The organism is Thermocladium sp. ECH_B (genome assembly GCA_001516585.1).
Lineage (GTDB): Archaea > Thermoproteota > Thermoprotei > Thermoproteales > Thermocladiaceae > Thermocladium.
Genome location: LOBW01000045.1, coordinates 1 through 14,826 on the forward strand (window position 1 = coordinate 1; position 14,826 = coordinate 14,826).

Below are 14,826 nucleotides of genomic sequence, written 5' to 3' on the forward strand. Positions count from 1 at the left end.
AAACAAGATAAGTGAGGTACAATCCTTATCAAGCAAGATGAAGAACATTGAGGAGTATGAGGCGTATTATGAGCTTAATAGGGAGAAGAGGAGACTATTCAAGAAATTGAGCAGAAGGCTTCTCCACCTATAGGAATTTCGCTTCCCACTTGCTTAAGACACTTCACGAACGAGGCGTCTCAACGATCTACTTGGGGTACCCCTTCAATATTGCTCAACAAAAGGGTAATAAGTTCACTGTGAACTTGTGGTCTTACCGTGAGTTGATGAATATCATAGAACTGAAGGCTCAAGAATACGGTATGAGGGTGTTTGAGGTCATTGAGTATAATACGTCCAAGTATTGTGCTTATCATGGTGTTGAGGTCACTAGGGATCCGAGGGGAGTAGTTAATTGCCCTAAGGGGCATAGACTGCACAGTGACTTGAACGGCGCGTTAAATATATTGAAGAAGGCTACCGGCATAGTGATCTCAGCGATAAAGAGGCCTCTCTCCTTTATCGTGGATCATAATCGAGTAGCGCCCATTAAAGGGGCGTAACCCTCTAGACCTCGGGGAACCCTCGCCCTAAAGGCGGGGAGGAGGTCAGAGTTTAGGATTAGTCAATGAATTAGTCGATACAATAGATGAGGGCTTCAAAGCCGCATTAGATGCCGTGAATAGATTAGCCTCCATACCTAGCTCAGCGTTTAAATTATATAAATCATTCATAATAGGCAACACACTATATGACATTTTGGAAAATGAGGATAAGCTGCTAGATGAATTAGCTCGCTATGTGATAAGCGAGGAGGCCAAGAATAGATTAAGGAAATTCATCGAGAAGAAAAAGCCCTAAGCAATTCATGAGTTAATATTCATCNCAAGTAACTGCGCCAGATCAGCCTCCGTATCTATATCGATTAGTATGCCGGGATTACTGCTCTCCACGATAAACGGCTTATGAACGCTTAATAAATGCTTTAGGCCGCCTTCATCATCGCGTAATTCGAGAACCTCATTAAAAAGTGAACGCCCAATCAAGAGCGGATGCCCAATTCTGCCCTGATATGCCAACGCCACTAAGTCATGCCCATCAATATAATTATCGATCAATAGGTCTATATCTTTACTGCTTATTAATGGGTAATCACCTGGGGTTAACACAACCGCGTCAGCATCAATTGATTTAGTTAACCCCAATTTAACGCTCTCGAGCATTCCTCGTTCTGGATACTCGTTAATTAATACCTCAATGCTGCTTAATTCCTTAAGTAATGGAAAATATGCTTCATTAGTGACTACCACTACCCTATCTATTGAAGACCCAAGGAATGCATCTATGACCCTATATAGTATTGGCTTCCCCCATAACTCCTTCATCAGCTTACCGGGGAATCGCAGCGATAATCCGGCGGCAAGTATTATTCCATTGATCATCTCACATCTCTCCCAGCAATTCTATTAATCAAATCCAAATGCATGCCCCAATCCTTTACTCCCTTCTTTTTCCTAATTATTTCGGCAATAATGCTCACAGCTATTTCCCTGGGATCATCTGAACCTATGTCTAGACCAGCCGGCATAAATACCCTACCCACTAGGCTTGCCTCGCTTATTCCGTCCTCCCTCAATTTCTTAATGAACTCTGATACCTTTCGTTTACCAGCTAATACACCAATGTACTGCGCCTTCGTCTTAATGGCTTCTCGCAGAGCCAAGTAATCATTATCTATATCGCCATGAGCAATAACTATTGAATCCGCCTCATTAACCATCGAGAAAGCCTTATGCAAGGCATTCTCAATATTATCATCACTTATTGCCTCTATACCTAGCTTCTCCACTTCCCTAAGGGAATCCAAATTATCATCAATGCACATCGATTTCATGCCGACCGCGGCAGCTAATGACCCTAACGCGCGAGCCACGTTACCGCTGCCCACTATCATCAATTTCTCAATGGGCAAAAGAAAAGTAATCAATACCGTGAATTTCCCCCCACATATGTGACCAGTCAATACTTCTTCGCCGGGCGATGATGTATTAGTGCCGAAGTTAATGACAAGCCTCTTAGCAGTGTATTCGCCTTTCTTTATGGAATTCATAACCATATTTATTATTGGTTCCTCGGTTTCGTACCCACCTATTGTTCCTATCTTCTCTCCATCCGAGGTCACAGCCATCATTGCGCCAACATCTCGTGGAGCGGAGCCCACCTTATCCACGACTATGCATAGCGCTACTATTTTCCCCTTCTCCACTCTATTAAGGGCTTCCCTTATTATTTCCGTTGAGATACTCGCTCGCCCTCTTTATTGCTTTGATTATTGATGTGTAGCCCGTGCAGCGACATATATTTCTTATGCTCTCGCCGATTAATTCTGGATCGGCCTCCTTACTAACATTAGTGAGGAAGTCGTATGTAACCATTATGAAACCATGAGTGCAGTAACCGCATTGCATCGCATACTCCTCCAGAAATGCTCGCTGAATTGGATGTAATTCATCTCCCTTTGTTAATCCCCGCACAGTTGTTACTGAACCACCGTCAGTCTGAACGGCGAGAACTAGGCATGACTTCACCGATTTGCCATCAAGTAGCACTGTGCATGCCCCGCACTTGCCTTCATCGCATCCCCTATGTACCTCCGTATAACCGTGATTCCTTAGAAAGTCCAGTAATGTAATCCTTGGCTCCACTTCATCGGTTATATCTATGCCATTGACCCTTATGGTAACAGTTACCCGCTCGCTCATTTGGAACCACCCAGGGCTGACCTCATGGCCTCAATTGAGTACGATTTAGCGGCCCTAATCCTATACTTCTCCGATGCATGCCTATCGCCCAGTAACCTGGCTTCCTTTATTGACTCATCTATGCTCGACTCAATAATGTATTGCAACTTGCCCTCAGCTTCTTTCACCGATGTACCCCTTAATTCGCTCATTTCGATAAGTAATGGATGCGAAGATATTCCACCCACGCCTAGTTTGAGCTCCTCAATTATCCCATCACTGATCTTACCGGCAACAGCCGCTATCACTATGGGGAATGCATTGCCTCCCCTCTTCAATATGGAGTAGCCGAATGCATTGTACTTAATTGGAATATCAATCTCGATAATTAACTCATTCGGTTTAATATTTGTGGTATATGAATCCACAACGAAATCCATTAATTTGATTTTTCTTCGTCCCTCCCTACTGGCTAGAAGCAGCTCGGCATCCATAGTCATTAATGGCGGCAAGTAATTAGCTGCTGGATCCGCGTGAGCCAGGGAGCCACCAATAGTGCCCCTATTCCTTACTTGTAGATCAGCTATGGTCCAGGCCGCTCTGGTTAATGCTGGCATTGCCTTAGCTATATCCACGCTCATGGCTATTTCTTGGTGTGTAGTCAATGCGCCTATTTGAATTAATCTATCCCGCACATTTATGTACCTCANCTCATTTATCCTATAAATATCTATTAATTTATCCAGGAAGGACATCCTAAGCCTCATCATGGGCATGAGGCTCTGGCCCCCGGCAATCACCTTGCCCTCCTCCCCCAACTCGCTCAATAAATTAAGCGCCTCCCCTAAGGTGCTTGCCCTATAATATTTAAAGGGCCTTGGGTATCCTCCTATATACATCAGGAATCACCACATAAATCCAGCAAATCATCCAGGTGTAAAGGCAATTTATTTATTGGCTTACCCAATGCATTAGCGACCGCGTTAGCTATGGCGACGGGACTACCCATCATGGGACCCTCGCCAACGCCGGCGGCCTTGGATGGGAAGATCTCTAGCGGAGTCTCCATGTGAAGCACATCCATTGTCGACATCCAGAGCGCATCGCCAAGCGATGGCGACTCGTAATCACTCCATGTGAGCACCATGGGCTGCCCATCATTTCCGTAAGCTAGTTCCTCATAGAGGGCAGCGGCTATTCCCTGGAACACGCCGCCATGTATTTGCCCATCAACAAATTCCTTCTTATACATCTTGCCGCTATCATGGATTACGATGTACTTCAATAACTTTACATCCCGTGATGCTGGATCTATCCTCACTACGGCCATGTGTGCCTGGAATGCGTACATGGCTGATGAGTTTATTTTATCCCCAGCCGCAGCCTTAACTGTAGGCGGCTGATAATAAACAGTTATGCTTAGGTTCGCATCAACATCCTTCGGAAGGGAGCCGGGGTCCCATTGAGCCGCCGCCGCTATCTTGCGGATATCCATTTTCTTGCTTGGATTATCGGCATCATAGAAAACACCCTTCTCATACCTCACATTGTTCGTGCCCAGCATTATTGATGCTAATCTACCCAGCTTATCCTTAAGCTGTCGCGAAGCAAGCATCGCTGCGCTTAAGATAACTGGAGCAAAACGGCTAGAGTAACTGCCACTAGATATGCTCCAGGGATGTGATGTATCTATTTTAGATTCCACGCTAACCATGGATGGATCAATGCCCAGCTCACCTGCTATCACCTCAGAGAGGGAGGTTTCGTGCCCTAATCCCTCGTTTGATGTATTGACGAAGACATGAATAACGCCACTCGAGTCAAGCGTTAAAGTAATGTAATCACCAGCGCCGGAGTGCGGATACTCCCTTTCCTTTGGATCAACTGCTAAATCAACGTATCCCAGATTAGTTACTGATGGCTCTATGAATGTGGCTAGGCCTATGCCTATATACTTGTCCTTCTCCTTCTCATTAATCCACCTTCTATACTCCCTAGCCAGCAATTCTAGTGCCGCTGAGTAGTTCTGCATTGGGTAAAGACCGCCGGTTGGAGTCTCATAGAACCGCTGCCCATTTAGGACGACCGGGAAGTCCCTTATCAAGTTTCTATACCTGATTTCAAGGGGGTCCAACCTTAATTCCTTGGCTAATTCCTCAATGCCCCTCTCCAACACGAAGTAGAACTGAGGCGAGCCATAGGCTCTATTCAAGCCCGTGGGCGATTTATTTGTTAGAACCGCATAATACTCCGCCTCTAATGCCTTGACATCGTATGGACCATTAAGATTACCATGGTTTCTAAATAATGCTCCGGGCTCAGGTGGCCTTGGATATGCGCCTTCATCATCATAGAATTTCATCCGCATGCCCCTTATCTTGCCATCCCTTTCCGCGGCTATCTCTATGTATCCCTTCCTGGCGGAGCCGGCGCTGCTGGCTATGAAACTCTCTGTCCTGCTCTCTATCCACTTAACAGGCTTACCGCTCAGCATAGATGCCGCGGCCGCAAGCACCATATATGGATAAATCTGGTACTTAGAACCAAAGCTTCCACCTATGTCTCGCGGCGATGATAAATGAATCTTTGAGGTTGGCAACGATAATGCTCTTGAAATAAAATATACTTGCAACATGGGTCCCTGGGAGTTAGCAGTTATATCTATCTCATCACCCCGCTTATGGGCTATCACGCCATATGTTTCCAGGGGAAGAGCGAGGTGCCTATGATAATACGTCTCTGTCCTCACTATGACGGGGGCATCCTTGAACGCGGCATCAACATCGCCAAACTTGGTTACCCTATGCATAACTACATTAGAGCCGGCCGACTCATGAATTAAAACGTCCTTTTTCTGAATGGCATCATCAATGGTAACTATGGGTTCCAATGGCTCGTAATCCACATTAACCATCTCAGCCAAATCAACGGCCTTATATTGATCACTGGATAACACCACGGCAACAGGTTCCCCAACGAATCTGGCCTTATCTATGGCGAATGGGTAATATTTGAGCGGGGCCTTCACGGCTACCGGGAATGGATTTTTAATTACCTTAGATAATTCAGCCGGGCCATAAGCGTAACCGCCACGTCTAATCACATCGCTAACATCAATTGACTTTATCCTGGCATGAGGATATGGACTCCTCACTATAGCCATGTACAGCGTGCCCCGGGGAACCGGCATATCATCAATGTATTGAGTGGAGCCAGTGACCGCTCGAAGACCCTCCCTATAATGTACGCTCATATTACATTTATTTAATCATTGCTCTTTAAAACAATTACTCCTACTGCTATAGTGAGTTACTAAAAATTCGCAATTTACTAGTGACAATACCGATTCATCCTGGAAGGGGCGAGGCTTGTCATTCATTTATCAATTACTTTACCAGCGAACGCTCAAGCCTACGCATTACCTCTAGAGCCATTGGTGTTAATTCAATGCCTAGCAATTGGGATAATTGCAATGCATTTAGAACGGCTCTGCCTCCTGGATGATTATTGAATAATATATAAAGCTCACCGTAAGCACCTAACGCCATTAATTGAGGTAGCTTATTACGTAACTCCTCAACTGAGTAAAGATAATCATACCATATGTTCTTGCCATGTCCATGAAATCTAACATACGATAAATCCGCCGTCTTTCTAGCCATGAACGGCATGCCCGGCTCATCAACCACCACATATGATATATTGTATTTCTCCAATAATCTAAATGTCTCATTCCTGATCCACGAGATGTGCCTAAACTCAATCGCCCATGATGTGCCGCCGCTCATCGGTAATATTGAAATGAATGACTCAAGCCTATCCTCATCAAAACGTAGGCTTGGAGGTAATTGAATTAGAAGTGCCTTAAGCAGTTCTTTCCCCATTAATGGCCTAACCAAATCAATAAATCTATTGATGTCATCCATAACATTCATATTAATCATTAATCGCTTATCATGGGTCACCGTGCGGGGAACCTTCATAGTGACATGAAATCCAGTGGGGAATCTGCGTGACCAAGACTCAACCATTTGCTTGGATGGCATGCTATAAAAAGTGGAATCAATTTCCACCAACCTAAATAATCTGGTGTAGGCGGATAACGCATACCTAATATCTCTATACACTGAACCAACCCAATCTCTATAGCTATATCCACACGTACCAACCAAGACCACGACAATACAATCTTACCCTACTTAATAAAGTAAACCACTCCAAAAGCAAACCGAAAACGAGCTGCTGGAGACACCACAGCACTCTAACCACGGCTTCCACGCCTTTCATGACCGAGAACCAAAGGAGTCGACCATCCATGAAGATCTCTCAGTCCTTTGATAACTATCAATATATGAGTAGATCTATATCCTTGGGAAGCAACAGTAGTAAACTACCCCGTCCTTACGGGCGGGGTCTCAAGTGTCTGGAGATGAATCAATATATGGAGAGACCCATCTTAGTCTCTAGCGAAGACATTCAAGCTACTGACCTCCTCCCCGCCATTTATGGCGAGGCTTGCTATCTCCTCTGGCCACCATGCATAGATTTTAGATTATTGAAAACCCATTATAATGATGATGACTACCGCGGCAGTTTTTCATTTTCTTCTTACGCTTGTTTGAAAATGATTTTTAAGGCAATTGCTCACTAGTATTATATGCAGGACAAAAGCATGGAATTATCAATAAGTAATTAATTTGCTGAGGGATTTAGAAACCGCAACCTATGAATTGCTGGATTCATTAAAAGAAAAGACAGGCATAGGGAATCCGAGAATACTGGCGACAATGAATAAGATACTAGAGGACCCAGAATCAAAAGTGATGGGGAAGTATTATCCGAGTAGCTCAGTAATAGCGTTAAACTATGGCGCTGAATTGCCGGACCTAATTCATCTATATTCCCACCACATACAAGCATATAGGTTGGGGCAAGATAAATACGAGATCCTGGCTAACGAAGATGAGGCTAGACTACCTTGGGTCATGCGTCGACTAGAAATAGATGCAATGCGGCTAGCAACAACCATAACTCAATTACTTGATCAAAAAGCAGCAATAGAGTGGGAACATACACGTAGATCCATCTCTAAATCGCTGGAACAAATAAGCTGACCTCCCCCCCCCCCCGCCTTGTGGGGCGAGGGTTCCCCGAGGCCTAGAGGGTTACGCCCCATTACGGGCGCTACTCGGTGCCCCGCATTCGCGGGTCCTCCTCCCGGTATTGCGGGGGAAGTCGGCCCCCGCCCCCCATTCCCAAGAAATTGACCAGGGGAGGACATTAAAGAGAAATAATCCTCCTTTTTAAGCTTTACCCCCGCCCTAAAGGGCGAGGTTTGCTATTCGTTTTATCAAGCATGGAATTTAGGCATAAGTGGAGTAACGTAATTACCCCATAACAGGCCNCNTCCCAACCCTTAAAGGGGGATTCCTGATTTCAAAAACTTCCCCGGGGGCAGGTTCGTTATCTAATTTATCAATGCGGTAACTAATCTATCTCTAAGCACGTATCCTTAATGGGGAATATTAATATATGGCTGATTTCCCTAAATGATGGGCATCACTATTAAGGTAAATCGAGATACTAGTTCTCCAGGATCTTAGATATTGGAACCTCCTCTTCTTGCCATAACTCCATATCTCTCACCTTAATAGCCCCACGTTGAGCCTCGCGTTTACCAAGTATTATGAATTTAAGGGAACCCAATCTGGAGGCGTAATCTAAGGCAGCCCTTAGGCTTTTATCCCCTAAATCCATGATGACCCTGAAACCACGGAGACTCAATTTATTCGATATTTTTATGGCAATATCCAACAATGATTGGTCGGTCACGTAAACATAGTAATCAATCACATGAGGCGGCTGCGTTGTGCTCATGGCTAAAAAGACTCTTTCGACGCCTATGGCGAAGCCCGTGGCCGGCACATTCTGTCCACTATAAATGCCTATCAAATTATCATACCGACCCCCACCGCCTACTGATAAATTGAAGTCACTCATAAATAGTTCGAAAACAAAGCCTGTGTAATAATCAAGGCCCCTCACTATGCCAAGGTTAAGCCGAACCCCTTGCGACACTTCGTAACTATCCAGTAATTGCGGGAGGGATTCATAATAATTAATCAACTCGCTGCTCATGCCGAGCTCCTTTAATGTGGGGCCGGCCTCCGATATGGGAACCTCTATCCCAGCAGCATTAACTAGCTCGGAAGCCGTTTCTCTTGGAATGCCCTCATTAATTAATAGCTTAATTATGTCTTCCTGCTCTATCTTGCCTCGCTTATCCAAGGCCCTTAAAACGCCGGCACGGGCCTGTATTGATACTCCCTTCTTATCCAGCAAGTAATCAATTACACGCCTATCGCTTACCTTGGCTAGTACATTAACTGCGCCGGCATTTCTTAGCGATATTATCGAGAGCGATAGAACCTCGGCGTCAGACATAATTGTTGGGGATCCTATTAATTCAACTCCATATTGATGAAACTCCCTATACCGGCCCTGCTGTGGCTCGTCGTATCGCCATACCTTAGTTACGTAATAAAACCTAATGGGCTTAGGCAGATCCTGCCTATAAGAGACGACTCTAGCGACTGGAACAGTCATATCAAACCTAAGTCCAAGCTCTCTGCCTGCCTTATCCCTAAAGTAATATATTTCATTGATTATATCGGGTCCGGCCTTTGCCTTCAGCACCTCGAAATTCTCAACAACGGGAGTCTCTATGCGTCTATAACCGAAGCTCTCTGCGGTTAATGCGAATTTGTTCATTAAATCAATCAATCCATCATACTGGGGCGGTAACCAGTCATTCATGCCACGCGGCGGATGCAGGCTTCTTTCATCGATCACTTGCTGATAATAAACTGTAACTATTTAAGGTTGACTAGGAGATGCGCAATAGTGCGACCATCTGCCCTAGCATCACTGATTATTGCTGCAGTGGCGATCTCATGGGCCTCAATACTAATACTATTGTCAAGCGCTAATCCTATTTCCATTTCTTTCTGGAGATTGGCTATAGCGTCATTGACCCTAATGCCGCTGGCAATGACACGGCCTAGATCGATTGCCAGAAACAACATTAAGTGGGTAATCATATCTGGAACCGGATTAGCAGTGCACTTCATTACTTGGATCACTTCCCTATTTTACACAACGGTGGCTGCAAGCACCACAATAGTATCGACGTATGTCATATTTGTTATACCCCTAGCCTATATGACTGGGCATAGGGAGGTCAGTAGGGATACATTGATCAGCATATCCATGGCTATGATTGGCGTATTCATAATAACCCTCAGCGATTATGGCGGAGGACTAGGATCCATTTGGGGGGATGTATTAGCATTATTTGGTTCCATAAGTGGAGCCATTTACTTTGCGTCGGGGAAAGCAGCAAGGGAAACCATGGATACCGCATCCTATGGTGCATTAGTCTACGGTTTCGGCGCAATCATTGTTCTATTGATATCCGTGCCGCTTCATATTGATGTGCTTAGCATTGAGCCAAGATCGTGGCTCTATATAATTCTGCTAGTTATTGGGCCAATGCTGGGCGGCCATACATTATTGAATTACTCAATGAAGTACTATAGATCCGTCACGGTAGCTACATCAACCTTAATGGAGCCCGTGGGCTCAACCATAATTGCCTACTTCCTTCTGGGTCAGCGGCCTCCACCATTATCTTACATAGGTATGGCATTAACGCTCGCAGGTACCTACATGATAGTTAGGGAGGAGGCCAGAATGGGCATTAATTAAAAATAATACCTTGCTTCTGATCCTCTTTGCAGTTTGAAAAACAATGATGAGGATGCCTTAGAGACAGGCATTAACCGTGATCAGCTCTCTTCACGGTCACTGATAGGCCATCGAAGTCAACCACAATTATTGAATCGCCCTCAGATATGTCCTCTAATGCCTTTGCTTTCCAATATTCTCCCTCTACCTTAACCATACCCATGGAGCCCGCCTTAATGGAGTCCACGGCCACCCCAACCTTTCCCGTGGGCAGTATTAACCTGCGCGATATTGGCTTATGCCTAAAAGCGCGGGTTATGATGTATATTATATAAGTGGAGAGCAGCGCTATTATCGCGATTTCCACAAGCAACACTATGTTTAAGCCGGATGGCGCATATCGTAATTCATAAGCTGGGGCACTCAGGTTAGGCGTGATTAGTACTAGGCCTATCACTATAAGGGCAGCGCCAATGCCCATTAATATTCCATNCGCCTTTCCTCCCCCATGCCACTCGAATGCTATTAACCCAATGCCTATTATGAGGAAAGCCAAGGCAGCGTAATTAATGGATAAACCAGTAATCAGCGGTATAAGGAATAGCACTGCACNAATTGCGGATAAGTATAGGTGCATCGTTATCACTCCCACTAATATTAGGAGAATTGCTAGAAAAATCAATATATCGGCAGTGACTGGATTGGATAGAGCCTCATATACCTGAAATGAGAGAGGTGGAGATAATTCGATTATTTCCGGCGACTTAATCATTATTAATCTACCATTAACGCTGGTTCCATTTATTTCNCGCAGAAGATCCGTTAAATTAGCGGCAACCACGTTTATCACATTATATCGCAAAGCTTCGCTGGCGTCTAGATTAGTATCATTATATACACAATCAGCCGCGAACGTGGAGTTACGGCCCCTATATTGAGCGGTTTCCTCGAAGTATTTTGCAACGGCATTGATTATTTTGGGCTCCGTTATGAATGTTTCTTGCCCCGTCAATGGGTTTATTTCCACGGGTTGGCATGAACCTATCACTGTGCCGGGAGCCATAGCAGCTATGCTTGTGGCGAGCAGCACCAACGTGCCTCCGGACCATGCATATGACCCACTGGGGTACACATAACCAATGGTTATTACATTTGATGTCTCAAATAATTGAACTATATTCAATGCAGCATCTAGAACTCCTCCCGGCGTCTTCATCTCTATCACTATCATGGAACCATTAGGTAGACCTGAATAGATGCTGCTTAATTCCTCATATGTGACGCTCGTTATCTCGCCATTAAGCTCATATACATATATCGTGGAGGCATGAAGCTCAACGGCAATGGCTAGGGCAAGAACCAGGAAGGCAAGAAACAGTATGGCTGCACGGCTACTCACTAGGAGACCCACCCCCGCCAGTCTCCTTCTTGCTTAGCGACATAGCGAGCGCCGAGAGCGATGTGGTCTCCATAGTATTTGGAACAACTATTATCATGTTATGTTCCTTCGCGATCTCAACCAACGTATCTAATTGCCTCAAGAGCAGTGACACCGTGTTCTGGGAATACTGCTGAGCGGCTTTTAGATATAGTTGTCCGGCCTCATAATCTGCCTGTGCAAGTATTATCTTGCTTCTCCTAATTCTCTCTGCTTCTGCCTGGGCTGCCATTGCCCTAATCAATGTGTCCGGCAACCTAATGTCCTTTATGGCCACCGCGTTAACCTTTATTCCCCATGGTGAGGCATGTTCATCAACCATGCTTGCTATCCTCTTAGCTATTTCCTCTCGCTGGGTTAGCAATGTATCCATATCAACCATGCCTATCACATCCCTTAACGTGGCGGCGGCTATCGTCGATGTCGCGCTTCTATAATCGGAGACGGAAACCACAGTCTTCAATGGATCAATTATCCTTAGATAGACCGCTGCATCGACCGTGACCTCCACATTATCCCTGGTCAAGCCTTTCTGGGATGACATATCTATCGTGATTATCCTTAAGTCTATTGTGATCACTCTATCTATTATCGGGACAACAAAGACTACTCCTGGCCCATAAACGCCTATTAACTTGCCTAGCCTAAACTTAACTAGCCTCTGATACTCCGGCACTATACGTATGGCCGATACAAGTATTGGAATAACTATTATCAGTATTATAATGGCTATTACTGCATCTATTATAAGCCCAATTGGAGATGCCATGTGCCTATTGCCTCGATACTCATTATTAAAAGTTTTGGTATTAACATAACACACTTAAATAGGAATCGTTTAGAAAAAGCAATGCAGAGAATAGAGCTAAATATAAGGAGTTATATAATGGAGCGGGAAAGAGTTCAAAAAGCAATGATCAATTACTTGACCAATCAAATCAATACGGCGAGAGGTGGATGCATAACCATAACTACCGCTAAAATAATGAATACATATAATCTACCAAAGAATGACTTGCTCATACTTCAATTAATGCTAGGGGACATAATGAGGAGGGCCGGCGCAACCATTCAGAAAAGCAAGAGAAATACATATAGATACATAATATGCGGATCCGCAATTAATGAATTAGCTCAAATAATAGGAAAGCAGTAAACCCCTGGAGGGACCTCTATTAGTACACGATTTTAACGGAGGAGCTGTGATCTATTTGGAGATTCGAGGGGAATCATAGGCAATAAAAGGAACTGACCTCCTCCCCGCCATTTAGCGAGGGTTCCCCGAGGTCTAGAGGGTTACGCCCCTTTAATGGGCGCTACTCTGTTATGATCCACAATAAACGACAAAGGCCTCTTTATTGCTGAGATCGTTATGCCGGTAGCCTTCTTCAAGATGTTTAATGCACCATTTAGATCCGAATGAAGCCTATGACCCTTAGGACAATTAACTACTCCCCTCGGCCCCCTCTCGACTTGAACGCCATGATAAGCACAGTACTTTGAGGTATTATACTCAATGACCTCAAACACACGAATACCATACTCCTGGGCCTTCAGTTCTATGACCTCCATGAGTTTACGGTAAGACCACAAGTTCACGGTGAACTTATTACCCTTATCCTGAGCAATGTTGAAGGGGTACCCCAAGTAAATCGTGGATACGCCTCGTTCATGCAACTCCCTCATTAGGTGGGAGGCAAAGTTCCTATACAAGTGAAGAAGCCTCCTAGTTAACTTCTTGAAAAGCCTCCTCCCCTCCCTATTAAGCTCATAATACGCCTCATACTCCTCTAGGTTCTTCATCTTGTCTGACAAGGACTGCGCCTCGGATATCCTCTTCCCGAAATAGAAGTAATCCTCCTTCGCCCTAATCCCCTTATAGAGCAACCACGTACCATCATCAATCACCACGCTCGCCAAGACGTTGATGCCTAGATCTATTGAGGCCATTTTGTTACCTTTAGGCGATTTAACTTGAATGCTCTTCCTCTCGCCGCGAAGGATGTGCTTACTCCTCCTTCCCGTTTTAGTTACCTCAACGCCAACCTCCACGGGAATGGAGGCGAACCAAGCATTTCCAACCTCATCGTAATAAATCTCGAGCCTACCTTGTTTCCCGTGCCACCTCAACCTACCCGTAAAACTAATTTTGAGGTGGAAGTCCTTTAGGACTAGTTTCTGTCCATCCACTACATACCTATCCTGCCTAACGACTAGGAGGAGCTTCCTCACTCCAGTCTCCCCATCCTTCCAATAACGCGGCGGGCTTATGTGGTTCATGTGGGGCGGTGGTTTGTTTTCCTTCCTCAGCCTCAATAGGGAGAAGAGTGAGTTCCATGCCTCATTGTTCTTTTGCATGACTGCTTGCGCGTTGACCCCCAATTCTTCCTTATGCTTCTCGTAGCATTTGCCCCAAGTCCCCTCGAAGTCCACTTTTTCACCGCGGAAGAACTGCTGCCTCCTCTCATAATTCAACTCGTTGAAGAGCTTAGCCGAGGCGTCGGCTAGCCTCCTCAGTTTTCTTTCTTGGAAGTTTGGTAGGAGGCGAACCACATTAGTCCTCTTGTTAGTGCATTTAACTTCTCGGATGTCCTCTCCCGGTATTGCGGGGTCGGCCCCCGCCCCCCATTCCCAAGAAATTGACCGGGGAAGACATCCTAAGGAGGAATAGTAAGAGGTTTTTAAGTCTTGCCCCGCCCTGAACAGTACTTCTAAGGATATTTTCCTAGCCCTTTCCAATAGCTTTTGAATCACTTCCATCCCTTGTTTCTCTACGTAATTCCTCACGGTCTGTGGGGATACGTCATGCGCTCTTGACTTACTTTCTACTGAATCGTTCCATAAACACGCTGAGATGAGGGTTTTTGCTACCTCTTCTCCTTTCTTTCCCTTGAAGTCTAACAAGGGAAGTAATTTATATCC

At 45.0% G+C, this 14,826-nt stretch carries 14 protein-coding genes and 1 pseudogene; 5 read left to right on the forward strand and 10 right to left on the reverse strand.

Features of this window, described 5'->3' with window-relative positions; translation table 11 throughout:
* Both AT710_06375 and AT710_06380 read left to right on the forward strand, forming a co-directional pair.
* Nucleotides 1-542: pseudogene (locus AT710_06375) on the forward strand (transposase).
* Between the two features lie 115 nt (nt 543-657).
* Nucleotides 658-840 carry a hypothetical protein gene (locus AT710_06380; GenBank protein ID KUO91510.1) on the forward strand — a complete coding sequence of 61 codons (183 nt, stop codon included), beginning with the start codon at nt 658-660 and terminating at the stop codon, nt 838-840.
* A 5-nt stretch (nt 841-845) separates the two neighbouring features.
* On the opposite strand, the gene AT710_06385 is transcribed toward AT710_06380, so the two are convergent.
* The 6 genes from AT710_06385 to AT710_06410 form a co-directional block, all read right to left on the reverse strand.
* Nucleotides 846-1,421: a hypothetical protein gene (locus tag AT710_06385; protein ID KUO91511.1), complete on the reverse strand. Its 576-nt coding sequence runs from the start codon at nt 1,419-1,421 to the stop codon at nt 846-848.
* The gene (locus AT710_06390) at nt 1,418-2,245 is read right to left on the reverse strand and encodes a hypothetical protein (protein ID KUO91512.1); all 828 of its coding nucleotides are present in this window, start codon (nt 2,243-2,245) and stop codon (nt 1,418-1,420) included. Before AT710_06390 ends, AT710_06385 begins: the two co-directional genes overlap by 4 nt.
* A 4-nt stretch (nt 2,246-2,249) precedes the next feature.
* Nucleotides 2,250-2,741: a hypothetical protein gene (locus AT710_06395; GenBank protein ID KUO91513.1), complete on the reverse strand. Its 492-nt coding sequence runs from the start codon at nt 2,739-2,741 to the stop codon at nt 2,250-2,252.
* Nucleotides 2,738-3,619 (reverse strand): hypothetical protein, encoded by an 882-nt coding sequence (locus AT710_06400; GenBank protein KUO91514.1) that lies wholly within the window; start codon nt 3,617-3,619, stop codon nt 2,738-2,740. Before AT710_06400 ends, AT710_06395 begins: the two co-directional genes overlap by 4 nt.
* Nucleotides 3,619-5,973, reverse strand: a complete 2,355-nt coding sequence (locus AT710_06405; protein ID KUO91515.1) for a xanthine dehydrogenase — start codon at nt 5,971-5,973, stop codon at nt 3,619-3,621. Before AT710_06405 ends, AT710_06400 begins: the two co-directional genes overlap by 1 nt.
* Nucleotides 5,974-6,106: 133 nt before the next feature.
* Entirely contained in the window at nt 6,107-6,898 is a 792-nt protein-coding gene (locus AT710_06410) for a hypothetical protein (protein ID KUO91516.1), read from the reverse strand.
* 519 nt (nt 6,899-7,417) lie between these two features.
* On the opposite strand from AT710_06410, the gene AT710_06415 reads away from it, so the two are divergent.
* Nucleotides 7,418-7,834 carry a hypothetical protein gene (locus tag AT710_06415; GenBank protein ID KUO91517.1) on the forward strand — a complete coding sequence of 139 codons (417 nt, stop codon included), beginning with the start codon at nt 7,418-7,420 and terminating at the stop codon, nt 7,832-7,834.
* Nucleotides 7,835-8,303: 469 nt separating this feature from the next.
* Here the strand turns inward: AT710_06415 and AT710_06420 are convergent, their stop codons facing one another.
* On the reverse strand, nt 8,304-9,536 hold the full coding sequence (locus AT710_06420) for a histidine--tRNA ligase (protein ID KUO91522.1): 1,233 nt from the start codon (nt 9,534-9,536) through the stop codon (nt 8,304-8,306).
* A gap of 87 nt (nt 9,537-9,623) precedes the next feature.
* Here AT710_06420 and AT710_06425 point away from each other — a divergent pair, with 87 nt between their 5' ends.
* Complete coding sequence (locus tag AT710_06425) at nt 9,624-10,487, forward strand: hypothetical protein (protein ID KUO91518.1); 864 nt, start codon at nt 9,624-9,626, stop codon at nt 10,485-10,487.
* A 70-nt stretch (nt 10,488-10,557) separates the two neighbouring features.
* On the opposite strand, the gene AT710_06430 is transcribed toward AT710_06425, so the two are convergent.
* On the reverse strand, nt 10,558-11,886 hold the full coding sequence (locus tag AT710_06430) for a nodulation protein NfeD (GenBank protein ID KUO91519.1): 1,329 nt from the start codon (nt 11,884-11,886) through the stop codon (nt 10,558-10,560).
* A complete protein-coding gene (locus AT710_06435) occupies nt 11,858-12,673 on the reverse strand; it encodes a membrane protease subunit, stomatin/prohibitin-like protein (GenBank protein KUO91520.1) in 816 nt (271 codons plus the stop codon). Before AT710_06435 ends, AT710_06430 begins: the two co-directional genes overlap by 29 nt.
* 81 nt (nt 12,674-12,754) lie before the next feature.
* Between AT710_06435 and AT710_06440 the strand changes: the two genes are divergently transcribed.
* Complete coding sequence (locus AT710_06440; GenBank protein ID KUO91521.1) at nt 12,755-13,060, forward strand: hypothetical protein; 306 nt, start codon at nt 12,755-12,757, stop codon at nt 13,058-13,060.
* A gap of 140 nt (nt 13,061-13,200) precedes the next feature.
* Here the strand turns inward: AT710_06440 and AT710_06445 are convergent, their stop codons facing one another.
* Nucleotides 13,201-14,508, reverse strand: a complete 1,308-nt coding sequence (locus tag AT710_06445) for a transposase (protein KUO91523.1) — start codon at nt 14,506-14,508, stop codon at nt 13,201-13,203.
* Nucleotides 14,509-14,826: the final 318 nt, after the last annotated feature.

Coding starts and splice junctions, on each gene's coding strand:
- AT710_06440 (KUO91521.1), top strand. CDS start 12,755: ATGCAGAGAATAGAGCTAAATATAAGGAGTTATATAATGGAGCGGGAA.
- AT710_06395 (KUO91513.1), bottom strand. CDS start 2,741: ATGAGCGAGCGGGTAACTGTTACCATAAGGGTCAATGGCATAGATATA.
- AT710_06420 (KUO91522.1), bottom strand. CDS start 9,536: ATGAATGACTGGTTACCGCCCCAGTATGATGGATTGATTGATTTAATG.
- AT710_06435 (KUO91520.1), bottom strand. CDS start 12,673: ATGGCATCTCCAATTGGGCTTATAATAGATGCAGTAATAGCCATTATA.
- AT710_06405 (KUO91515.1), bottom strand. CDS start 5,973: ATGAGCGTACATTATAGGGAGGGTCTTCGAGCGGTCACTGGCTCCACT.